The sequence below is a fragment of the Paenibacillus sp. GXUN7292 genome (assembly GCF_050864975.1).
GTDB lineage: Bacteria > Bacillota > Bacilli > Paenibacillales > Paenibacillaceae > Pristimantibacillus.
The window spans coordinates 1-22,013 of sequence record NZ_JBOZWO010000026.1 but is presented as its reverse complement, the minus strand read 5'-3'; the positions used below and the strand labels follow the sequence as shown (position 1 = coordinate 22,013).

The window sequence follows — 22,013 nt, the reverse complement described above, 5'->3', positions numbered from 1 at the left end:
CGCGGAAAATCAATGCGGAGCCTTTATTTGAAAAACCTGTGCTTCTATGTTAATAACGGTCATGCTACGCCTTGGCTTGCTTAGCAAATGAATCCTGCCAATGCAGTGCCCGCGTCTCCATAACAGCGAGCAGCGTATCTGTTATTTTTCCTAATATAGCGAACAGCACGATGCTGGCTAAAATAACTTCAGGCGAAGTCGTATTTTGTCCGAATACGAGCAGGTAACCGAGGCCTTGGCTGGCGCCCATCAGCTCAGCTGCGACAACGAACATCCAGCCTACGCCGAGTCCTCCGCGCAATCCGGTTAAGAAGGAGGGGAGGGAGGCAGGCATAATAATTCTTGTAATAAGCTGGGTATGTGTAAACCCATATATTTTGCCTACTTCAATAAGCTTGCGGTCGACATTTTTAATACCGCTAACTAGATTTAAATAGGTTGGAAAAAATACACCGACGGCGATAAGTGCGATTTTTGGTGTCTCGGAAATGCCCATCCATAAAATAAACAAAGGTACCCACGCCATCGAAGGAATGGAGCGGAAGGCTTGCAAAATAGGATCGAACAGCTTTTGGGCGAGCGGATAAAAGCCGACGAGTGCTCCAATCAATACGGCAATTGCTGTTCCGAGCAGAAAGCCTGTGCAAATACGGTAAAGCGTAATGCCGATATGCTCCCATAGCGAGCCGTCCTGTACAAAGCCTGTTATCGTTTCTACAACAACAAGCGGCGAAGGCATAATATTAGGAGGGAATACGCCTGCTGAGCTGAGCGACTGCCACAGTACAACAAGAATGATCGGAAGCAAGCTTCCGATCAAAATATTGACTAGCCGAGTAGAATGTTTCATCTATTTCACAACCTTTTCTGCAAAGGAGGGCTGGATCAGATTATTGACTAATTCATCGAGCTTAACATCCGATTTAATAATTTGATTTTGCTGCAGCACCTTTCCAGCTTCAGTAATTGTATTGCGCTGAGCATCACCTGGTACCGGCTGTGTAAAATCGTTGCGCTCCATTTGTTTTTTGGCTACTTCCGGGCTGAGGTTCGCTTCTTTTGCTAAAATTGCAGTTGCTTCCTCCATGTTTTCCAGCGTCCATAGTCTGGCTTTTTCGTAAACGGCCAAAATCTTTTCAACCTTCTCCGGATTTTTCTTGGCAAAGTCATTGCGGGCGAGCAGGAAGCCGTACGTATTGAAATCAACATTTCTGTAAAATAGCTCGGCATTATTCTCAAGCTCTACTCGCGCCATATGAGGGTCCAGTCCTGCCCATGCGTCAACCTGGCCTGTTACTAGGCTTGTTGCTCCGTCATTGTGCTGCAGGTTTACAATTTCAACATCTTTAGCTGCAATGCCGGCTTCATCAAGAGCGCGCAGCAGGAAAATATGCGGGTCAGTGCCGACGGTAGCGGCTACTTTTTTGCCGACCAAATCAGAAACAGATTGAATGGAGGAACCATCTGCCTTCACTAGCGCCGTCCATTCAGGCTTATTTGAAATATAGACGCCTTCAATAGGTGTGCCCTTCGATTTGGAGATTAGTGCAGCTGCTCCAGCAGCAGAGCCCAAATCGATCGAATTGCTGTTAAGAAATTCAAGCGCTTTATTGCTGCCTTGGCTAAGTACCCAGGTTACCTCTACTTTGTCCTCGGCAAAGGCTTCCTCTGCCCAGCCTTTTTCTTTAATAACAAGCGATAGAGGCGAATAATAAGCGTAGTCCAAGCGAATAGTTGAAGCCTTGGAGCCGCCTTGCGAGCAGCTGGCTATAACGGAAAGAGCTAGTATAAGAGCTGTGCTTAATAAACCAATCTTTTTCATCGTAATGTCCCCTTCTGATTAACAAATCGAATCTTATCTATTAAAAAAGTGAAATAGTAATGATTTAAATTTCACATGCATACGTTACGATCGTTCCGCGCAGTCGCTGTGTTTCTTTGTATGTACAGCGGTTATGAACAACCTCCATGCCTGCTTCACTGGCGATGGCAGCTGCCTCATCGGATACTACGCCCTCCTGCAGCCAGAATATATGAGGCTGAGTCTGCAGGCTCGCTGCTTCCTTGGCTACCTCAATGGCGGCTTCTGGCGCTCTGAATACTTGAACGACATCAATTGGTCCTTGTATAGCTGCCAGATCTGGATAAGCCCTCTCCCCAAGCACCTCAGTCTCGCGCGGATTAACCGGAATGATCTTGTAGCCAAGCCGCTGCATTTTGCGTGCCAGGCGATAGCTAGGACGTGCCGGATTGCCTGACAGGCCTACGATCGCTAATGTTTTGGCGCGCTGCACAAGCTGTCCATTGACCGTTTCACGATGCCATGGCGATTCCAAAACAGATCGGATGATCCCTTCGTCATTAATCGTAATCGGTTTTTTGTCGCCTTCCCAAGTCGCTACGCCGTTAGCGCGATAAATCGCTTGGTCCAGATCTTTAATCAGGTCTTCGGCTGATTCGAGGCCGATAGACAGGCGCACAAGGTCCTGCGCTACGCCAGTAGCAACCAGTTCCTCTTCATTAAGCTGCTGATGTGTAGTAGAGCCTGGGTGGATAATAAGCGATTTGGCATCGCCGACATTAGCCAAATGCGACCATAGTGATACGCTGTCAATTAGCTTGGCGCCGGCGTCTCTGCCGCCTTTAATGCCGAAGGTTACGATAGAGCCTGCTCCGCGCGGTAAATATTTTTGAGCCAGTGCATGGCTGGGGTGCTCTTCCAATCCCGGATAGTTAACCCATGAAACGCCTGGATGAGCAGCCAAATGCTTGGCGATTTGCAAGGCGTTAGCGGTATGCTCGCGCATGCGTACGTGCAAGGTTTCAAGTCCCTGGAGCAGCATGAAGGCGTTGAATGGGCTAATGCAGGAACCGAAGTCGCGCATCAGCTGCACTCTTACTTTGGTTATATAGGCAAGTGTTCCGAAATCCTGGGCGTAGGTTACGCCGTTATAGCTCTCATCTGGCTTTGTAAAGCCAGGGAATTTTTCCGAGTTCCAATTGAAGCGCCCGCCGTCTACGATTACACCGCCAATCGACGTGCCATGTCCGCCGATCCATTTGGTAGCGGAGTGAACGACGATATCAGCGCCCCACTGAATAGGGCGGCATAGATAAGGAGTGGCAAACGTATTGTCGATGACAAGCGGAATGCCGTTATCATGCGCTACTGCCGCAAGTGCCTCAATGTCCAGTACTTGAAGCCCTGGATTGCCGATCGTTTCGGCATAAACAGCTTTTGTTTTTGGTGTAATCGCTTTTCTAAAGTCTTCTGGATCGTCCGATTCGACAAGAATGACTTTAATGCCGTATTTTGGCAAAGTTGTTTTGAACAGATTGTATGTACCTCCGTAAACACGGCTTGAAGCTACGATTTCATCCCCTGCTTCTGCAATATTCATAAGCGCAAGCGAGATAGCGGACATACCGGAGGAAGTGGCAAGCGCTGCTACGCCATCTTCGAGCAGTGCAATTCTTTTCTCAAGCACATCAGCGGTTGGATTGCCGATCCGGCTATAAATATTGCCTGTCTCATCGAGTGCAAATAACGCTCTGGCGTGCTCCGAGCTTTGATAGACATATGAAGTAGTCTGGTAGATCGGTACGGCTCTAGACCCTGTAGTAGGATCAGGCGATTGCCCTCCGTGTAAAAGAATCGTTTCCAGTTGATAAGATGATGATTGACTCACAATGTACGCCCCCAATAAATCTTATAATTATAATTAGTTTACTTGGAATTGAAGCAAAAAAAAGAAAGTGTTTTAATATAGTAACGAAATTAATGTATTGGTTAATGATATAGATAAAAAGATGTAAAAAAATAATTCACACTATTCTTATTGGATTAATTAAGTAAGTGTATTGTAACAGCTCCGCTGTCGAGCGTCAATACATTTATTTACACTACCCTGAAGCGAGGTGGCGGCAATTGCATGTACAATCTTTTCCTCCAATTGTGGACAAGGAGGCGCGAATTCTTATAGCAGGTACAGCTCCCAGCGTGAAGTCTTTGGAGAAGCATCAGTTCTATGGACATCCGCAAAACTATTTTTGGCGAATTATGTATGGATTGCTAGCAGAAGCTGATAGAAAAAGTACAGGACCAAACGAGTCGTATGAGGATCGAATCGCTTTTTTGCAGCAGCATCATATTGCGCTGTGGGATGTTATTGCGACTTGCAAGCGTCAAGGCAGCCTTGACGCGAACATAAAGGAAGAAGAGCCAAACGATATTCCTTTTCTGCTGGATCAATATCCGGCCATCCGATGCCTCGCATTTAACGGTACAAAAGCTTATTCGACCTTCAAGAGATATTTTTCCAACTATATAAGCAGTCGTTCGATTACACTGCTGCAGCTGCCTTCATCAAGTCCTATACCTACCAAGTATATGCGTTCGCTGGAGGATCGGCTGGCTGCATGGTCTGTGCTGCTTCCTTATCTTCAGGATGATTCCGAGTCAGCCGTTGAAAAATAGATTCTTCCTGTATATAGTAGTAACATGAGAAAAGTTGAATTCAGGAGCTAGATTATGAAAGATAGAAGCAATGTAATTGTAGAGCTTGAGAGCAGGCAAGATGGCGAACTGGCGTCTCATACTTACAAAGGGGAGTGGTTTCGCAAGGAACGCTCCATATATATTCGTTATATAGAGGAAGAAAATCGTGCAGAAGAGATTCGCACCCTCATTCGCTTTCGCCCGGAAGAGCTGTCTATTACAAGACGAGGCTTAGTGCATTCTGAGCAAATATTCGCTCCAGGGCAAGTGCGTGCAGGCATTTATCGTACTCCCTATATGTCGATGCAGCTTGAAACGCATACGAGCGGCCTAAGCATGGTTGAGCCTCATGGCAGCAAGCCGGCTGTACAGCACGGCGACGGCTTGCCGGACAAGCTGCCATTTTCATTGGAGTGGAGCTATGAGCTATATACCAATGAGCAGCAGTCCGGGGAATTTCATATTAAGCTTCACATACGAGAGGATGTATAATGATGAATTCAAATGTATTGGAAAATAGAAATGAACAGGTCAAACAGGAAATTGCCAAAGCGGCATTGGCTGCTGGACTTGTAACAGAAGAGCAGCTGCCTGTATTTGTGCTGGAGGTTCCGAAGGATAAGGCGCATGGCGACCTTGCGACAAATGCTGCTATGCAGCTTACAAAAATCGCCAAGAAAAATCCGCGGCAAATTGCGGAGCAGCTCATCGAGCACATGGATATGCAAGCTGCTTCTATTCAATCCGCCGAAATAGCCGGTCCAGGCTTTATTAATTTCCGATTGGATAAAAGCTACCTGTATCCAATTATTGATCAGGCACTGGAAGCCGGCAAAGAGTACGGGCGTGTGCAAACGGGCGAAGGCAAGCGCGTCCAGGTAGAATTCGTAAGTGCAAATCCGACGGGCAGCCTGCATCTTGGCCATGCCCGCGGAGCAGCTGTAGGCGACGCTTTGTGTAATGTGCTTGATTTTGCAAATTATAATGTAACGAGAGAATATTATATTAATGATGCCGGCAAGCAAGTGGAAAATTTAGCGCTTTCGCTGGAGGCGCGCTACCGCCAGAAGCTTGGGCAGGAGGCGGATATGCCGGCAGATGGCTACTATGGCGAGGATATTATCGGCTTTGCCGCTGAGCTTGCAGAGCAGGAGGGAGACAGGCTGCTTGGCTTGTCTGAGCAGGAGCGGTTCACATTTCTGCGCCAATTTGGACTCGAGCGAGAGCTAGATAAAATAAAACGTGATCTGGAAAGGTTCAGGGTCGGGTTTGATGTATGGTACAGTGAAACATCCTTATACGAAAGCGGCCAAGTAGAAGAGGGGCTGCAGGCGCTCAAGGAATCAGGCCATGTCTATGAGGAAGAAGGAGCAACATGGCTGTCTACTATGCCGTTTGGCGATGACAAAAATCGCGTTCTTATTAAAAATGACGGCTCCTATACGTATCTGACTCCTGATATCGCCTACCACCGCAACAAATACAACCGCGGCTTCGATGAGATGATCAACATATGGGGAGCTGACCACCATGGCTACATTCCTCGTATGAAGGCTGCAATGGCTGCACTGGGCAACGATCCAGAGCGCTTGACGGTGCTTATCGCACAGATGGTAAGCTTGTTCCAGGACGGGGAAAAAGTAAAAATGTCCAAGCGTACAGGCAAAGCGGTTACGATGGAAGACCTGATGGATGAGGTTGGTATAGATGCTATTCGTTACTTCTTTACGATGCGGAGCATGGATTCTCATTTGGATTTCGACATGGATCTGGCTATTTCGACATCCAATGAAAATCCTGTATTTTATGTACAGTATGCCCATGCGCGTATTTGCAGCATTTTCCGACAAGCGGAGGAACAAGGCATTACCTTGTCGTCAGTCGATTCTATCGCATACAATAAGCTGAATACGGAAGCGGAATTTGACTTGATCCGCAAGGTTGGCGAGCTTCCTTCAGAAATAGCAGAAGCGGCACAACAATATGCGCCGCATCGTTTAATCCGTTACGTATATGAGCTTGCTTCGCAGCTCCATAGCTACTATCGCGCGGAGCGAGTCATCACAGAGGACGTGGAGCAGTCGGTTGCCCGGCTGGCATTGCTAGGAGCTGTTCGGGTAGCTATAGCTAACGTATTGCGTCTGGTAGGCGTTTCTGCGCCAGAAAGAATGTAGCTTAATTTTTATTCGCAAGATGCAGCATACGCACAATATCGAGCTCGCCGATCGTTCGGCGGGCTTTATAATTTTTAAGCGGCTGAACGGAGCGCTTCATAATCATTTTTATTTGATAGGGCGTCAAGCCTGGTTTAAGCGCGAGCAGCAGCGCGATTGCGCCGCTCACATGCGATGTCGCCATGGAGGTTCCGCTCATCTCATTGTATTTGCCCTGAGGCCATGCTGATACGATTTTATCGCCTGGCGCATAGATGTCAATGGACGCGCCCCGATTGCTAAAAGGCGCTATTCTGCGCATCTTGGACGTTGCGCCGACAGAAATCGTCTGGGTATAGCGCGCAGGATAATCTACAGTGCGAAGCTTGCCGTCATTTCCCGAGGAAGCGACAATGATGATCCCTGCCTGATAAGCATTGGCAACTGCGTTAAGCAGCCCTTTATTTCTTTTTCTCATTCCAAAGCTCATATTAATAATATTCATCCGATTGTGAATACACCATTCGATAGCTTGAATAATATCGGAGACATAGGCGCTTCCGTTTTGGTCGAATGCTTTTACAGGAGCGAGTAAAGCGCCTGGGGCAACGCCAGTCATGCCGTGCATTCGGTTGCTGGCTGCTATAATTCCGGCTATATGAGTGCCATGGCCATTGTCATCATGAGGCGGACGGCTGCGATTAATAAGATTGACCCCATGAAGCAGGCTGTGTCTTAGATCCGGATGAGCGAAGTCAACCCCGGTGTCTACCACGCCGATTTTAATTTGCTGGCCAATGGTTGTACTCCAGGCCTGCGGAGCCTTAACCTGCTTTATTCCCCAAGAAAAGCTGCGGCTCGTCGGATAATGCGGCAGCGCTGGAGCAGCCCCGACGCATACCTCTGTATCGCACTCGAATTCTATGTCTGGGCTGAATGGCGCAAATAATGATTCATTTGAAAGGTGGCAGGACAGAGAGCGAATGGAAGGCAAAATTTTTACCATATTTTGCAGAGGAGCTGTATCATCGCGCTGTAGCCATTGCTCGAGGAATAATTTAAAGTCCTTTTGCTGTCGAAATCGGATCATCCGTGCTTTGGCTGCGGAGGATGCTTCTGTAAACTCATGTTGCAGTGCTCGAATGAAGTTGGCGATATTCAAACCTGAATCCCTCCCCATGGATGATGCTGAAATATTGTATGAGGAGGTGCTTCAGTCCGTATAAGCAACTTGCCTTTTTCTAATAAAATAGGCTTCAAACCGTGTCAATTGTAATCGAAATACATAAGATGGATGAAGAGCTAAAGGCTCTTGCTACCCCGATGGATTCCTGAATGGGCAAATAGAAGTCGGGAGGATACAGTCAGATGCGAAGGAGAAATCCTTCGCTTTTTTAATATATAGGATAAGTTTTCATAATAAACTTGTTGTTATCATTCATTGTTTTCTGAACAGCTGAAACCGGAACTGGGACAGGTTTGCTTAATGCGCACTTGCTTTTTTGAATAAAATAGGTTTTACTATACTGTGACTAACGATTCAACGGTAAATTACTCGAGTTGCAAGAGAGGATGTGTCCATATGAGCGGCAACAATATTTCACTTAAAATTGACCCTGAACGCTTGAAGGAAATGCCAATGGTGGATCTGGCATTTGAAGTGTTGAAATCAGCGAATACACCATACTACTATCGTGATCTCATGATGGAGATTGCTAAAATACGTGGACTTTCTGAGGATGGCATTAAGCAATTTATTGCTCAGGTATACACAGAAATTAATATCGACGGAAGATTTGCTTGCGTAGGCAGCAATATGTGGGGATTAAAGCGCTGGTACCCAGTAGAGCGCTCAGAGGATCCGATCGGCAACGCTAAGCGTACTCGCATTATCAATGATGATGATGATCTCGAGGATGACGATATATATGTTGACGAGGAAGAAGAATACAGCGGCGATGAGGAATACGAGGATTACGATGGAGATCGTGACGAGTATGACGAAAACGAGGAAGACGCTGAAGTTGACGAAGACGTAGAGCTGGATGATGAAGAAATCGACGAAGAAGTAGACGAAGATTTGGAAGATGATGACCTGGATGAGGAAGAAGAGGAATACGAGGATGAGGAAGAAGAAGACGATAAATAATCGTATTTTTGAACTTGAAAATATTCCATTTCGAATACCTCTTTGTTTGTCTTGACAGGTAGTAGTGGGTAAGAGTAAACTATTGCATGGGCTTAAGATTCGGTTAGTTAATAATGCATAGAATTATGCCAAAAGAAAAGTGCCCCCGTAGCTACGGGTGACACTTTTTTTGTTTGAAAATATAAGAAAATGTAAGTTTATACATGTAAACTGTTCTTATATTTCCACGTTAAACCGTTCGTCCTGAGTAAAATACGTCATACTGCGTTTCATCTTGATTCGGAGAAATGCAACAAAATGATAAGCTGTTCAAATTGTTGCATATAAATTTAGGAATAGACAACCATAGAAGCATGGAGGGTATTAGAACAGTGACCAAATATATTTTTGTAACCGGAGGCGTAGTGTCGTCCTTAGGCAAAGGAATTGCGGCTGCTTCGCTTGGACGTTTGCTCAAAAACAGAGGCTTGAAAGTAACCATTCAGAAATTTGATCCTTATATCAACGTAGACCCAGGCACCATGAGCCCTTATCAGCATGGTGAAGTGTTTGTAACGGATGATGGTGCAGAGACAGATCTGGATCTTGGTCACTATGAGCGATTTATCGACATTAATCTTTCCAAAAACAGCAGTGTTACTACGGGTAAAGTGTACTCACATGTTATTACAAAAGAGCGCCGCGGCGATTATCTTGGCGGAACGGTACAAGTTATTCCACATATTACGAATGAAATTAAAGATCGCGTATTCCGCGCAGGCAAGGAAGCCGGCTCAGATGTCGTTATTACTGAGATTGGCGGAACGGTTGGCGATATAGAAAGCTTGCCTTTTCTTGAAGCAATACGTCAAATCAAGAGCGATATTGGGCGTGACAATGTCATGTATGTTCACGTTACGCTTATACCATATATTAAAGCTGCCGGTGAAGTAAAAACGAAGCCGACCCAGCACAGTGTCAAAGAGCTGCGCAGCATCGGCATCCAGCCAAATGTTATTATTTGCCGTACGGAGTATGAGCTGGCTGATGATTTGAAGCGTAAAATCGGATTGTTCTGTGATATCGACGAAAACGCGGTTATTGAGTGCCGCGATGCTTCTACTTTGTATGATGTTCCTTTAATGCTTCGCGATCAAGGCCTTGATGAAATTGTCGTCAAACATTTGAAGCTTGATGCCGGTCCAGCCGACATGACGGAATGGGAAGCGATGGTTGACCGTGTAAAGTCGCTGCATAAAACAACAGAAATTGCCATTGTGGGCAAATACGTTGCGCTTCATGACGCTTACTTAAGTATTGTGGAATCGCTTGGACATGCAGGCATTTCCAATGATTCAGAGGTTAAAATCCGCTGGATTAATGCTGAGGAGCTTACGGAAAGCAATACAGAAGAGCAGCTGAAGGGCGTGCACGGTATTTTGGTGCCAGGCGGCTTTGGCGATCGCGGCATCGAAGGCAAAATTAATGCGATTCAATATGCTCGCGAGAATGGCATTCCGTTTTTCGGAATTTGCTTGGGCATGCAGGTTGCTGTAATTGAATATGCTCGTAATGTTGCTGGGCTGGCGAATGCCAACAGCTCGGAAATCAACGCGGCAACGCCTTATCCGGTTATTGACTTGCTTCCGGATCAGAAGGATGTCGAGGATATGGGCGGTACTATGCGCCTAGGCTTGTATCCATGCAAAATTGTTCCTGAGACGAATGCGGCGCGCGAGTATGCAGATGAGCTTGTGTATGAGCGTCATCGCCATCGTTATGAATTCAATAATGAATACCGCGAGCAGCTTGAACAAGCGGGTCTTCGCATTTCGGGCACATCCCCGGATGGAAGGCTGGTTGAAATGGTCGAGCTGGCTGATCATCCTTGGTTCCTTGCGGTTCAATTCCATCCAGAATTTACATCGAGACCTAACCGTCCGCAGCCATTATTCCAAGGCTTTGTACGTGCAGCTTTAGCTTATTCCGAGAAATAAGCAATAAAATGGCTCAAAATACACGTATTGAGATTATTTTTCAATAGAGGCAACTTTTTCTTTTTTCGGAGAAGGGATTTATAGGAAGCTCAGCGAATACATTAACCAGTGAAGGGCAATAGCACGGAATTGTGCAAACCACTGTCCTAATTTCGGGGGTGTAATGAGCTTTGGAGAAGAATAAAGTGCTGATTGTTGACGATCAAAATGGTATTCGCGTTTTGTTAGTGGAAGTATTCAGTAATGAGGACTATGAAACATTCCAGGCAGCTAACGGTAAGATTGCACTCGAAATAGTTCAAAGAGAGTCTCCTGATCTGGTGTTGCTGGATATGAAGATTCCAGGAATGGACGGTCTTGAGATTTTAAAACATATTAAAGCTATCAATCCTCATATTAAAGTCATTATGATGACCGCATACGGGGAACTGGATATGATTAAGGAAGCTACGGATCTTGGAGCACTTATGCATTTCACCAAGCCTTTTGATATTGATGAAATGCGCATGGAGGTTAACAAGCAGCTCCGGGGCGGGGCAAGCGTTGATTTATATGCCAAAAAAACGTCTTGAACGAGACGACATCTGCCAATAAATGGCGGTGTCGTCTTTTTTTATATTGCAGGGGTTATTTGGCAGCAGCGTTTGCAGTCGCGGTAATAAAACAAGCTTTACTAATTGTAGGTGCGATATGGTATAATAACTCAGAATGACAAGTCGAACGGGCTTGGCCTAGATTGTAATCAATAGGAGGAAGACGAACTATGGCTTTAGTATCTATGAATGAATTTTTGCCGAAAGCAAAAGAGAGAAAATTTGCAGTAGGTCAATTTAACATGAACAATCTTGAGTTTGCTCAAGCAACTGTAGAAGCTGCTATGGCTGAAAACTCGCCATTTATTTACGGGGTTAGCGAAGGCGCCTTGAGATATATGGGAATCGAATTCACTGTCGCAATGGCAAAGGCTGCTGCTGAGAAATCCGGTTTGCCGATTGCGCTTCATCTTGACCATGGAAGCAGCTTCGAAGTAGCTATGAAATGTATTCGTGCTGGCTTCTCATCCGTAATGTTTGACGGATCCCACTATGGCCTTGAAGAAAACATTGCATTAACGAAAGAAGTTGTTCGCGCTGCTCATGCTATGGGCGTATCTGTAGAAGGCGAGCTTGGAACAATTGGCGGCGTTGAGGATGACCTGAGCGTTGATGAGGCAGATGCTACAATGGCTAATCCGGAGGAAGCTATCCGCTTCTACGAGGAAACTGGCGTAGACTGCTTGGCAATTGCAGTTGGAACAGCTCACGGCATGTACAAAGGCGAGCCAAAAATTCATTATGATATTATCGAAAAGGTTGCTAGCGCAATTCCTGTGCCAGTCGTTCTTCATGGCGGATCCGGCGTTCCTGACGAAGCAATCCGCAAATCGATTCAAGCCGGCGTTGGCAAAATCAACGTAAACACTGAAAACCAAGTGGCATTCACAAAAACAATTCGTGAAGTACTTGGCGGCAACGCTGAAGTGATCGATCCTCGTAAATATTTGACACCTGCTCGTGATGCAATGGTTCAAGTTATTCGTGAAAAAATTCGCTTGTTCGGAAGCAACAACCAAGCGTAATTGATACAAGTAAGAGAAAACCGCCTAAGTACCGCAGGAAGTCTGTGAAGGCTTTTAAGCAATGGGCTCTATTTGAGCTTGCTGCTGCTAGTGCCGAGGCGGTTTTTCTTTTTTAAAATATAAGAAAGTATAAGTTTTTGTAACCTTATATCTGTTCTTATATTTCATCGGTAAACGCGCCTGTCCAAAGGACGGCGAAGCCGTTTATCCTTGTAATATAGGATGTTGTAAGTTTCTTTATCTGGTATACGATTTATGATGATTTTTTAAGAAAACTAATTCGCTTCTTTCAAGGACGGGGCTGTTCTTTTTTGATAAGATAGTAGAGATTGGCGATTTTTAAAAAGAAAAGGTACGTCTTCATAGGAATATAGAAACTGTATGTGCCTTGAAAGAGTAAGACGAAGCCGTTTCATCTTGCTATGTACTTAACGGGAGGACCATAGATTTGATGGAAAAATTAATGATACGTGGCGGACGGCCGCTGCGAGGAACTGTTCAAATAAGTGGAGCAAAGAATAGTGCTGTGGCTCTTGTTCCAGCAGCTATTTTAGCGGAATCTGAAGTAATTCTTGATAATTTGCCGTTAATTAGTGATGTGGCAGTTTACAGCGAAATATTGAAAGAGCTTGGCGCGACAGTTTCGCGCAAAGATGATGTGATGCGCATTAATCCGGCAAATCTGAGATCTGTACCGATGCCTAACGGCAAGGTGAAGCTTCTTCGTGCATCGTATTATTTAATGGGTGCGCTTCTGGGTCGTTTTGGAGAAGCGACTATTGGCATGCCAGGGGGCTGCAATTTTGAGCCTAGACCTATTGATCAGCATATTAAAGGTTTCGAAGCTCTTGGAGCAACGGTAGTAAACGAACACGGTTCAATGAAAATATTCGCCAAGCAATTGCGCGGCGCCAAAATTTACCTCGATGTTGCCAGTGTGGGAGCAACTATTAATATTATGCTTGCGGCTTCAAGAGCCAAGGGCTCCACAATTATCGAAAATGCGGCAAAAGAGCCTGAAATTATAGATGTAGCTACTTTATTGAACGCGATGGGAGCAGTAATTAAAGGTGCAGGTACAGAAACGATCCGCATTGAGGGTGTCGATAAGCTGCACGGCTGCCGCCATTCTATTATTCCCGACCGGATTCAAGCGGGCACGTATATGATTGCTGCTGCTGCAACTCGCGGCGACGTTCTAATTGATAATGTTATACCAAAGCATTTGGAAGCCATTACGGCCAAGCTGGAGGAAATGGGCGTTGAGGTTCATGAGCTGGATGAGTCGATCCGTATTATTGGCAAGGATTCGTATTCGCCCATTGATGTTAAAGCGCTTGTGTACCCAGGCTTTGCAACGGACCTGCAATCGCCTATGACGACGCTTCTGACGCAAGCGGCAGGGGTCAGTATTTTGACCGATTATGTTTATGGCACGAGGTTTAAGCATGTTCCTGAGCTGGCACGGATGGGGGCTAATATCCGAGTAGAAGGCAGATCAGCCATTATTGAGGGCGGCAAATTAAATGCTGCCAAAGTAAAGGCTGCTGATTTGAGAGCGGGGGCTGCGCTAGTTATAGCTGCGCTGACTGTCGATAATGATATAACTGAGATTACAGGTGTCGAGTATATAGATCGCGGATATGATGATTTGGATGAAAAATTGCGACTTCTTGGCGCAGAAGTATGGCGAGAGCAAGAGGAATAGTATACGTTTTTCAAGATATACTAGAATAGATGCTAGATTTTTGGAAAAACTGATAATCAATAGGATTGATATTTGCAAATAAACTTTAAACAAAGTGGTGAGAATATGTCGGATCTTCAGATTGCTGATCTGGAAGAACTAAAACTGACAGAATTGTATAAGCTGGCCAAGCAATATCAAATTGCTTATTATGGAACGCTTAAGAAAAAGGAATTAATTTTTGCAATATTGCGTGCTCAAGCGGAAAAAAGCGGACTTATGTTTATGGAGGGCGTGCTGGATGTATTGCCGGAAGGCTTCGGATTTTTGCGCCCTATCAATTACTTGCCGAGCAAAGAGGATATTTATATTTCAGCCTCGCAAATTCGCAGATTTGATCTTAGAAACGGCGACCTGGTTTCAGGCAAATGCCGTCCGCCAAAGGAAAACGAAAGATACTTCGGCTTGCTGCAAGTCAATGCGGTTAATGGTGAAAACCCGGAAACAGCTTCGGAACGTCTCCACTTTCCTGCCCTAACTCCCCTGTATCCAGAAAAAAAATTGGTTCTGGAAACAACCCAAGCAAGACTATCCACTCGTATGATGGATTTGCTGTCGCCTGTAGGACTTGGTCAACGCGGTCTTATTGTTGCGCCTCCAAAAGCAGGTAAAACTCTGCTTCTAAAAGAAATTGCAAATAGTATTTCAGAAAATCATCCTGATATCGAGCTATTTGTGCTGCTTATTGATGAGCGGCCTGAGGAAGTAACGGATATGCAGCGCTCGGTTAAGGGCGAGGTTGTATCCTCGACTTTTGATGAGCTGCCGGAAAATCATATTAAAGTGGCTGAGCTTGTGCTTGAACGCGCGCTTCGGTTGGTTGAGCATAAAAAAGACGTCGTTATACTGATGGATTCGATCACAAGATTAGCACGCGCTTATAACCTTGTTATTCCTCCTTCAGGCCGTACGCTTAGCGGCGGTATCGATCCTGCTGCTTTCCATCGTCCCAAACGGTTTTTTGGTTCGGCTCGTAATGTGGAAGAGGGCGGCAGCTTGACGATATTGGCAACAGCGCTTGTGGAAACGGGCTCCCGCATGGATGATATTATTTATGAGGAGTTTAAAGGAACAGGCAATATGGAGCTGCATCTTGACCGCAAGCTTGCCGAGCGCCGTATTTTCCCTGCGCTGGATATGCGCAGATCCGGCACACGCCGCGAAGAAATGCTGCTTACGAAGGAAGAGCTGGATAAAGTGTGGGCTATTCGCCGCAGCTTGACAGACAGCCCGGACTTCGTGGACAATTTCCTGAAGAAGCTTAAGGAATCAGAAAATAACGAACAGTTTTTAATGTCACTGGATACAGCAGAAATAAAGCAAGATAAAGCGGCGCCAAAACAAGGCGGGAATCATGCGGCTTCATCAACACGCCGCACAGTCGTTCGAACTCCGCACAGCTCTTAGCTCGTTTGAAAGGAGACTAACATGAATCTCGTATATGCAGATGAGCAAGGCAACTTGTTTGACCATCCGGAGTTTATCGCGCTTGGAAGAAGCGGCGATGCGATTGTGGAAATTATGGAGGACGAGCTCATTCCATTGCCGGAAGGAGCTACGCTCGTCAGCTTGCCTTTTACGAAGCCGATAGGCCTATCCATTCATAATGACCAGATGCAGGTTGTTCCCGGCACTGTGCACGCTGTGGGCGCATTGCTGCCACAAGGATTTACGAGGCTATGCTTGCCCAGTTATGTGAAATCGAATCAGGAGGAAAAGCTTCCGTTATTCGGTTATACTGCTGTGGTATGGAAGGATGACCAGTTTTATGTTGCTGCCGAGCAATGTGACGATCCGGAGCGCTGGGACCCTTTGAATTGCGATCGCGATGAGCTGCGTCTGCAGGTGGACCGCATTTTGCAAAAGTATCCTGACAATCGTCTTTATAAGCATTTGTCGCACTGCGCGTTGGAATATGAATGCTTGACATCGTCCAATACCTTTTTGCAGCGCTGGGAAGGTGCGGTGCCCGTATCCTATTCCTGTAATGCCGGCTGCTTTGGCTGCATTTCGGAGCAGCCTGACGACAGCGGCTTTGTTGCGCCGCAAACAAGAATGAATTTTAAGCCGACCGTGGATGAAGTGACGCAAATTATGCTTGAGCATCTTCGCGAGCATGATTCCATTATCAGCTTCGGACAAGGCTGCGAAGGCGAGCCTTCTACGCAAGCCAAAATAATCGTAGAAGCGATTCGAAATGTCAGGGCGCAGACCTCAAAAGGGTTTATTAACATTAATACGAATGCCGGCTTAACCGACTTCATGCGAGCGATCGTTGATGCCGGCTTGGATTTAATGCGCGTAAGTACAATTAGTGCAATAGAGGAGCACTATAATGCTTACTATAAGCCGCGTGCCTATACGCTCCAAAACGTTGAGAGGTCGCTGCGCTATGCGACAGATCAGGGAGTATATACTTCCATTAATTACTTGATATTCCCGGGTGTTACTGATCGCGAGGAAGAAATCGAGGCCATGCTGGGCTTTGCCAAACGGACAGGCTTAAAGCTAATTCAAATGCGCAATTTGAATATAGACCCGGAAAGCTACTTGCAGCTTATTCCAAAAGCAAAGGGCGAGATTTATGGCATGAAGCAGATGCTGGACATTTTCAGATCCGAGCTTCCTGATGTTGTCATAGGCTCCTATACGCATGTGCGCCGGAGCAATTGCAGCGCAAATAGCTTACGGATAAATAATGGATAACCTATGTTTTACATTGCGCCGATGAAACAATTCATGCTATAATCCCTTCATGTGTTATTTTTAACTCTGGGCTCGCATGTGGCTCAGGGCAGAAAGAGGTGAACGAGATGAAACAAGGAATTCATCCGACATACCACGTCGTTACAGCAACTTGCGCTTGCGGAAATACGTTCGAAACAGGTTCAATCAAACCTAGTCTTCGTGTAGAGGTTTGCTCCGCTTGTCACCCATTCTATACGGGTAAGCAGAAGTTCCTGGATGCCGGCGGTCGCGTCGACCGTTTCAAGAAGAAATACGGAATGTAATAATAACTACATTTTGCCTGAAATTGGCAGAATACAAGAGCCTTCCTCAGCCATCCTATGGTTAAGGGAGGTTTTTTGATTGGAAAAAAACAATGGCAATCGATTTGCAGCAAATAGATACGTAATTTCAAAAATACTTATTGTTGTAATGCTGATAAGCTTAAGTATGGCTGTTGCAACAACAGGCTGCTCCAGGGAATCGGAAATACAAAAACAATCCTACGGAGAAGATGGGTTTAAAGGATATTCTAACAGCAATCCCAATTTGATTAATCGTCATTCAACACTGTCTTACCAGCAAAGCATAGATTTTATTCATGAGCTGCTCGCGCCGATAACCGGCATCAAGAAGCAGGAATTGAAGTTTGCTGGCAATAAAATACTGCTGAAGCTTCGCGTCGATAATCAAATGTCTGAAGCAAATAAAATAAAGCTGCAGACCGAAACGCAATCTAAATTGCAGTGGAATTTTCCGGAGTATGAGGTGCAGGTTTCCGTGGAAAATTCGAAGTAGGCGGATATAATGTTGCGATTTCCTTCAGAATGTACTATACTTGTTTTTGCCGTGCTAGACGGGGAGGTAGCGGTGCCCTGTAACTCGCAATCCGCTGTAGCGAGGTTGAATTCCCGCCCGAGGTTATGTTGATGTGAGGTTTGGCGCTTGTGAGCAGTGTTGAGAATTGGGTCCTTCGCAATGAACGCTTGTGAACCCGGTCAGGTCCGGAAGGAAGCAGCCGTAAGCAAGTTAGTTCATGTGCCGAAGGGTCACCTGGTTTGAGCTGTAATCAAGAATGCCGCTCGGATTGCATATATCAGAGGCGGGTGTACGGTACTACACACGCTGATAACAGAGCCTGCAGCTTCGCTGCAGGCTTTTTTTGTTTATCTTGGGGAAAATGAAGTAAATCTAACAATTGCGGATAATTAAGTAAGACATTTTGCTTGCAGGCAAGTTATAGTATAATAGATTAAGCTTTGGCATCAAATGCTTATTGAAGCAAAGTGAAAGGGACGGTACGCGTGTCGTATATTGCATTATATCGAGCCTGGCGTCCGCAGACGTTTCAGGATATGGTTGGACAACAGCATATCATTCAAACGCTGCAAAACGCGATTCGAGAGCAGCGGGTGTCGCACGCTTATTTGTTCAATGGACCGCGTGGCACAGGTAAGACTACTGCTGCTAAAATTTTAGCGAAAGCTGTAAACTGTGAACAAGGACCAACCGTTGAACCGTGTAATGAATGCGCAGCTTGCAAAGGCATCACAGCAGGCCATATTATGGATGTTGTGGAAATTGACGCAGCCTCTAATCGCGGTATTGACGAAATTCGTGATATTCGTGATAAGGTGCGCTTTGCCCCTTCTGAGGTACGCTATAAAGTGTACATCATCGATGAGGTGCATATGCTGACATCAGAGGCATTTAATGCTCTGCTCAAAACCTTGGAGGAACCTCCGGGGCATGTTATCTTCATATTGGCAACTACAGAGCCGCATCGTTTGCCGGCTACAATTATATCTCGCTGCCAGCGATTTGATTTCCGGCAAGTATCACTGGAAGAGCAGATTGACCGGCTTATGCAAATTTGCCAGGAAGAAGGCATACAAGCCGACAAGGATGCGATTGCATATGTAGCCAGGCTGTCGGAAGGCGGCATGCGCGATGCGATAAGCTTGCTGGAGCAGGTCGCCGCTTTTGGAGATGGGAAGCTGACGCTGGAAGCTGCCGTTGATGTAACGGGAGGGATGGCTGCTGATCAATTTTATCAGCTGGCTGATGCGATCAAGGATCGGAATGCGCCTGCGGTGCTGCCTCTTGTTGAAGGTTTAATGCAAGCGGGCAAAAGTGCAGACAAGTGCATGGAAAACCTGATTTATTATTTCCGTGATTTGCTCGTGCTCAAGCTTGCATCAGGCAAGTCAGTTACAGACCGCATCGTAGATACAGAGCGCTTTATCGGTGTCGCTGAAGCGTTTAGCTCCGCTCGCTTGTTTGCCATGATAGATGAGCTGCATGCCTATCAAATAGAGCTCAAGCATGCATCGCAGCCTCAGACGCTATTTGAAGTTGCGATGCTGAAGCTTTGCACGATGGAGGATAGCGGCGCCGCCGCCCATCAAGAGAAAGCTGGCGCTGGAGCGAGCTCGTCAGAGCTGCAGGCTTTGCGCAAGCAGGTTTCCGAACTGGAGACCAAGCTTGAGAAGCTCATGCGAACAGGAGTTGACCCGGCTCAAGCTGCTGAACAGAATGCAGCGCCCAAAGCGGCGCCCAGCAGAATTGGCGGCCGAGGCGGCTTTGGTGCAAATAGCGGCGTTATAAGGACGAAAGTTAAGCTTGATCCGTATATTGCCGCAAGCTCAGAGCCGGAAACTGTTCAAGCCCGCATGAAATGGAGCGATCTGCTGCAGCGGGTAAGAGATGAAAAGGTTACGCTGCATGCCTGGCTGAAGGATGGCGAGCTAGCGGCTGTGGCCAATGGCGATTTGGTAATTGCGTTTAAAAACGATATTCATCGCGAGACGACGGAGAAGCCGGATCATCGCGCGATTATCGAGCGAGTTGCCGAACAGGTTATGGGCAGGACGCTTCGGCTTGTTACAGTTATGCAAAGAGAGTGGCAAGCTGCGCTTGAAGAAGGAATAGAGAAGAGTCCTGACGAAGTATTTGAATTGCAAACCGAGCATGCTGACCCGCAAACGGCTGCCAGTCAGCCGGAATGGATTGAAGAAGCAGTAAAGCTATTCGGTGAGGAATTAGTAGTAATCAAGGATACAGAATAAACTATTTGATGAGGTGACCCGTAATGAACAATATGAATCAAATGATGAAGCAAGTTAAAAAAATGCAGGAGCAGATGATGAAGGCTCAAGAAGAGCTTGAACATAAAACGGTTGAAGGAAGCGCTGGCGGCGGTGTTGTGACTGTAACAGCAAATGGCCATAAAAAAATATTGAATATCGTAATTAATCCAGAGGCAGTAGATCCGGAAGATGTTGAGATGCTGCAGGATTTAGTTTTGACTGCTGTTAATGATGCTCTTACTAAAGTGGACGATATTGCAAATCAAGACATGGGTAAATTTACAGGCGGCATGAAAATTCCAGGATTATTTTAAAATAAGAAGCAATGAGAGCGTCTCTGCCAGGATGCAGAGGCGTTCTTTTAAGGTTGAAAGGAGCTGTGCCGTTCTTGCATTACCCGGAACCGATTGCAAAATTAATAGACTCCTTTACGCGATTACCTGGTATTGGGCCGAAAACGGCTGCTCGCTTGGCTTTTCATGTCTTAAGGATGGAAGAAGATAATGTTATTGATTTTGCTAAAGCGCTAGTTAGCGTAAAACGCAATTTATTTTATTGTTCTGTTTGCTGCAATATTACGGATACAGACCCTTGCTCGATTTGCCAGGATAAGTCGCGTGATCAGTCTGTCATTTGTGTCGTGCAGGAAACGAAGGATTTGGTCGCGCTGGAGCGCATGAAGGAATTCAATGGCTATTATCATGTGCTGCAAGGAGCAATATCTCCTATGGAAGGAATCGGACCGGAGGAGATTAGAATTGCAGAGCTGCTTCGCAGACTAAGCGATGAAAGCGTACAAGAGTTAATTTTGGCAACGAACCCTAATATTGAAGGCGAAGCGACTGCCATGTATTTGTCGCGGTTGGTAAAGCCGTTCGGCATTCGAGTTACACGTATCGCTCATGGCTTGCCGGTTGGCGGCGATCTTGAATACGCCGATGAAGTGACGTTGTCGAAAGCGTTGGAAGGACGCAGGGAATTGAGTTAATCGAATAGAAACAATAGTCGAGAAGAGTTTTTCCGATAGCTTGCGCTAATTGGAGGAGCTCTTTTTTTGTTGTCTAAAACAAGGATAGAGTTCTATTTATTCACTCTCATTTATAGAAATAGTAGAGAGATTAGAATGCAAGGAGGAATGCTAGATGAGCAACGGGATAAATAGAAGCAGTATTGACGAGCGGGATGAATTGCAAGCGGATATAGAACGAGCTCTAAAGGAATGGGATGCAGCTAACCGAATGTTCAACTATGCGCATGGCCAAGAGCAAATCGACTATGCAATTTATGCGCTTATCGCGTGTGAGAAGAAGTACAGCATGCTGTTGAAAAAAGCAAAGCAGCTTAACATGGAAAGGCAATTATATGGCCAGACTCCAAATTGGATAGAAAGAGGCGAGTAGTAATGAAGTTATTATGGGCGGCATTATTTATTATTTCGAGTTCTATGCTAATATTTATTGTCATTCGCCGGAAATTGTCCTGGGGATGGTTTTGGAGATTCGCATTGCATTTGGTTGCGGCAGCAGGAGTGTTATATGTAATTAATAAATGGACCGTACTCCCAGCTATATATATACCGATCAATCCTTTTACAATAGGAACGGTGGTTGTATTGGGAGTGCCCGGTGTTGCTTTGCTGGCCGGATTACAATGGATAGTTGTTTAATAGAGAAAATGGAATTATATAATCAATATATAGAAACGGCCTGCAGCCGAGTTACATAACAGAAATAAGCGCGAATGTTCTTGGCAAAAAATGTAGCGTAAAATAGAAGGTAATGTGGTTGACGAAATATGTTGATGTGTGCTACATTAGAACACGCGCTTGAAGTTGTTTTAAAGACAAGCATTTTTTTAAAAAAAACATTTTAAAACTTTTTCAAAAAAAATGCTTGCATTAAGATGGGCGCCTGTGATATATTATAAAAGTCGCCGCTGAGACAACGCGGTGCACACGAGAAACGACAAGTCATTCTTCCTAATAAGGAAAAGATAATCGTTTCAGGAAATTTGTTCTTTGAAAACTGAACAACGAGTGAAATGCCCTATTCATCCA

21 protein-coding genes and 1 other RNA gene are annotated in these 22,013 nt (G+C 45.7%); 18 read left to right on the top strand and 4 right to left on the bottom strand.

Annotated elements, in window-relative coordinates:
• Positions 1 to 64 precede the first annotated feature (64 nt).
• The 3 genes from ACRRU2_RS19330 to ACRRU2_RS19320 form a co-directional block, all read right to left on the bottom strand.
• A complete protein-coding gene (locus ACRRU2_RS19330) occupies positions 65 to 850 on the bottom strand; it encodes an ABC transporter permease (RefSeq protein ID WP_331702591.1) in 786 nt (261 codons plus the stop codon).
• Positions 851 to 1,822 carry an aliphatic sulfonate ABC transporter substrate-binding protein gene (locus tag ACRRU2_RS19325; RefSeq protein WP_432504189.1) on the bottom strand — a complete coding sequence of 324 codons (972 nt, stop codon included), beginning with the start codon at positions 1,820 to 1,822 and terminating at the stop codon, positions 851 to 853.
• A gap of 64 nt (positions 1,823 to 1,886) precedes the next feature.
• Positions 1,887 to 3,692 carry a PLP-dependent aspartate aminotransferase family protein gene (locus ACRRU2_RS19320; protein ID WP_432504296.1) on the bottom strand — a complete coding sequence of 602 codons (1,806 nt, stop codon included), beginning with the start codon at positions 3,690 to 3,692 and terminating at the stop codon, positions 1,887 to 1,889.
• Positions 3,693 to 3,928: 236 nt separating this feature from the next.
• Here ACRRU2_RS19320 and ACRRU2_RS19315 point away from each other — a divergent pair, with 236 nt between their 5' ends.
• Genes ACRRU2_RS19315 through argS form a run of 3 tightly spaced genes read left to right on the top strand, consistent with a single transcriptional unit; the run spans position 3,929 to position 6,672 of the window.
• Positions 3,929 to 4,477: a DNA-deoxyinosine glycosylase gene (locus ACRRU2_RS19315; protein WP_432504187.1), complete on the top strand. Its 549-nt coding sequence runs from the start codon at positions 3,929 to 3,931 to the stop codon at positions 4,475 to 4,477.
• Between the two features lie 54 nt (positions 4,478 to 4,531).
• Positions 4,532 to 4,990, top strand: a complete 459-nt coding sequence (locus ACRRU2_RS19310) for a DUF1934 domain-containing protein (RefSeq protein WP_331702594.1) — start codon at positions 4,532 to 4,534, stop codon at positions 4,988 to 4,990.
• A 2-nt stretch (positions 4,991 to 4,992) separates the two neighbouring features.
• Positions 4,993 to 6,672, top strand: a complete 1,680-nt coding sequence (gene argS / locus ACRRU2_RS19305; protein ID WP_432504293.1) for an arginine--tRNA ligase — start codon at positions 4,993 to 4,995, stop codon at positions 6,670 to 6,672.
• Between the two features lies 1 nt (position 6,673).
• Here argS and ACRRU2_RS19300 read toward each other — a convergent pair whose 3' ends face one another.
• On the bottom strand, positions 6,674 to 7,813 hold the full coding sequence (locus ACRRU2_RS19300; RefSeq protein WP_432504184.1) for a S8 family peptidase: 1,140 nt from the start codon (positions 7,811 to 7,813) through the stop codon (positions 6,674 to 6,676).
• 420 nt (positions 7,814 to 8,233) lie between these two features.
• Between ACRRU2_RS19300 and rpoE the strand changes: the two genes are divergently transcribed.
• The 15 genes from rpoE to ACRRU2_RS19225 all read left to right on the top strand — a co-directional run bounded on the left by rpoE (position 8,234) and on the right by ACRRU2_RS19225 (position 21,623).
• Positions 8,234 to 8,800, top strand: coding sequence for a DNA-directed RNA polymerase subunit delta (gene rpoE, locus ACRRU2_RS19295; protein WP_331702596.1), 567 nt, complete (start codon positions 8,234 to 8,236; stop codon positions 8,798 to 8,800).
• Positions 8,801 to 9,171: 371 nt separating this feature from the next.
• A complete protein-coding gene (locus ACRRU2_RS19290) occupies positions 9,172 to 10,776 on the top strand; it encodes a CTP synthase (protein WP_331702597.1) in 1,605 nt (534 codons plus the stop codon).
• Positions 10,777 to 10,946: 170 nt separating this feature from the next.
• Positions 10,947 to 11,348: a response regulator gene (locus ACRRU2_RS19285; RefSeq protein WP_331702598.1), complete on the top strand. Its 402-nt coding sequence runs from the start codon at positions 10,947 to 10,949 to the stop codon at positions 11,346 to 11,348.
• A gap of 191 nt (positions 11,349 to 11,539) precedes the next feature.
• Positions 11,540 to 12,394 carry a class II fructose-1,6-bisphosphate aldolase gene (fba, locus tag ACRRU2_RS19280; RefSeq protein WP_331702599.1) on the top strand — a complete coding sequence of 285 codons (855 nt, stop codon included), beginning with the start codon at positions 11,540 to 11,542 and terminating at the stop codon, positions 12,392 to 12,394.
• A gap of 451 nt (positions 12,395 to 12,845) precedes the next feature.
• Positions 12,846 to 14,102 carry a UDP-N-acetylglucosamine 1-carboxyvinyltransferase gene (locus ACRRU2_RS19275; RefSeq protein WP_432504181.1) on the top strand — a complete coding sequence of 419 codons (1,257 nt, stop codon included), beginning with the start codon at positions 12,846 to 12,848 and terminating at the stop codon, positions 14,100 to 14,102.
• A 105-nt stretch (positions 14,103 to 14,207) separates the two neighbouring features.
• Entirely contained in the window at positions 14,208 to 15,548 is a 1,341-nt protein-coding gene (gene rho, locus ACRRU2_RS19270; protein WP_331702600.1) for a transcription termination factor Rho, read from the top strand.
• Positions 15,549 to 15,569: 21 nt separating this feature from the next.
• Positions 15,570 to 16,847: a radical SAM protein gene (locus tag ACRRU2_RS19265; protein WP_432504179.1), complete on the top strand. Its 1,278-nt coding sequence runs from the start codon at positions 15,570 to 15,572 to the stop codon at positions 16,845 to 16,847.
• A 107-nt stretch (positions 16,848 to 16,954) separates the two neighbouring features.
• Entirely contained in the window at positions 16,955 to 17,152 is a 198-nt protein-coding gene (gene rpmE / locus ACRRU2_RS19260) for a 50S ribosomal protein L31 (protein ID WP_331702602.1), read from the top strand.
• Between the two features lie 79 nt (positions 17,153 to 17,231).
• Positions 17,232 to 17,666, top strand: coding sequence for a hypothetical protein (locus ACRRU2_RS19255; RefSeq protein ID WP_331702604.1), 435 nt, complete (start codon positions 17,232 to 17,234; stop codon positions 17,664 to 17,666).
• A gap of 49 nt (positions 17,667 to 17,715) precedes the next feature.
• An RNA gene (ffs, locus tag ACRRU2_RS19250) (signal recognition particle sRNA large type) lies at positions 17,716 to 17,982 on the top strand.
• A 190-nt stretch (positions 17,983 to 18,172) separates the two neighbouring features.
• Positions 18,173 to 19,936: a DNA polymerase III subunit gamma/tau gene (gene dnaX / locus ACRRU2_RS19245; RefSeq protein WP_331702615.1), complete on the top strand. Its 1,764-nt coding sequence runs from the start codon at positions 18,173 to 18,175 to the stop codon at positions 19,934 to 19,936.
• A 23-nt stretch (positions 19,937 to 19,959) separates the two neighbouring features.
• Positions 19,960 to 20,271, top strand: a complete 312-nt coding sequence (locus ACRRU2_RS19240; RefSeq protein ID WP_331702605.1) for a YbaB/EbfC family nucleoid-associated protein — start codon at positions 19,960 to 19,962, stop codon at positions 20,269 to 20,271.
• Between the two features lie 74 nt (positions 20,272 to 20,345).
• On the top strand, positions 20,346 to 20,945 hold the full coding sequence (gene recR, locus ACRRU2_RS19235; protein WP_331702608.1) for a recombination mediator RecR: 600 nt from the start codon (positions 20,346 to 20,348) through the stop codon (positions 20,943 to 20,945).
• Between the two features lie 154 nt (positions 20,946 to 21,099).
• Entirely contained in the window at positions 21,100 to 21,357 is a 258-nt protein-coding gene (locus ACRRU2_RS19230; protein ID WP_331702609.1) for a DUF2508 family protein, read from the top strand.
• A 2-nt stretch (positions 21,358 to 21,359) separates the two neighbouring features.
• Positions 21,360 to 21,623: a pro-sigmaK processing inhibitor BofA family protein gene (locus ACRRU2_RS19225; RefSeq protein ID WP_331702611.1), complete on the top strand. Its 264-nt coding sequence runs from the start codon at positions 21,360 to 21,362 to the stop codon at positions 21,621 to 21,623.
• Positions 21,624 to 22,013: the final 390 nt, after the last annotated feature.

What these genes read in the sequence shown, in the direction of transcription:
- ACRRU2_RS19330 (WP_331702591.1), bottom strand. Translation starts at nt 850, where the DNA reads ATGAAACATTCTACTCGGCTAGTCAATATTTTGATCGGAAGCTTGCTT.
- ACRRU2_RS19325 (WP_432504189.1), bottom strand. Translation starts at nt 1,822, where the DNA reads ATGAAAAAGATTGGTTTATTAAGCACAGCTCTTATACTAGCTCTTTCC.
- ACRRU2_RS19310 (WP_331702594.1), top strand. Translation starts at nt 4,532, where the DNA reads ATGAAAGATAGAAGCAATGTAATTGTAGAGCTTGAGAGCAGGCAAGAT.
- argS (WP_432504293.1), top strand. Translation starts at nt 4,993, where the DNA reads ATGAATTCAAATGTATTGGAAAATAGAAATGAACAGGTCAAACAGGAA.
- rpoE (WP_331702596.1), top strand. Translation starts at nt 8,234, where the DNA reads ATGAGCGGCAACAATATTTCACTTAAAATTGACCCTGAACGCTTGAAG.
- fba (WP_331702599.1), top strand. Translation starts at nt 11,540, where the DNA reads ATGGCTTTAGTATCTATGAATGAATTTTTGCCGAAAGCAAAAGAGAGA.
- ACRRU2_RS19275 (WP_432504181.1), top strand. Translation starts at nt 12,846, where the DNA reads ATGGAAAAATTAATGATACGTGGCGGACGGCCGCTGCGAGGAACTGTT.
- rho (WP_331702600.1), top strand. Translation starts at nt 14,208, where the DNA reads ATGTCGGATCTTCAGATTGCTGATCTGGAAGAACTAAAACTGACAGAA.
- ACRRU2_RS19265 (WP_432504179.1), top strand. Translation starts at nt 15,570, where the DNA reads ATGAATCTCGTATATGCAGATGAGCAAGGCAACTTGTTTGACCATCCG.
- rpmE (WP_331702602.1), top strand. Translation starts at nt 16,955, where the DNA reads ATGAAACAAGGAATTCATCCGACATACCACGTCGTTACAGCAACTTGC.
- ACRRU2_RS19240 (WP_331702605.1), top strand. Translation starts at nt 19,960, where the DNA reads ATGAACAATATGAATCAAATGATGAAGCAAGTTAAAAAAATGCAGGAG.
- ACRRU2_RS19230 (WP_331702609.1), top strand. Translation starts at nt 21,100, where the DNA reads ATGAGCAACGGGATAAATAGAAGCAGTATTGACGAGCGGGATGAATTG.
- ACRRU2_RS19225 (WP_331702611.1), top strand. Translation starts at nt 21,360, where the DNA reads ATGAAGTTATTATGGGCGGCATTATTTATTATTTCGAGTTCTATGCTA.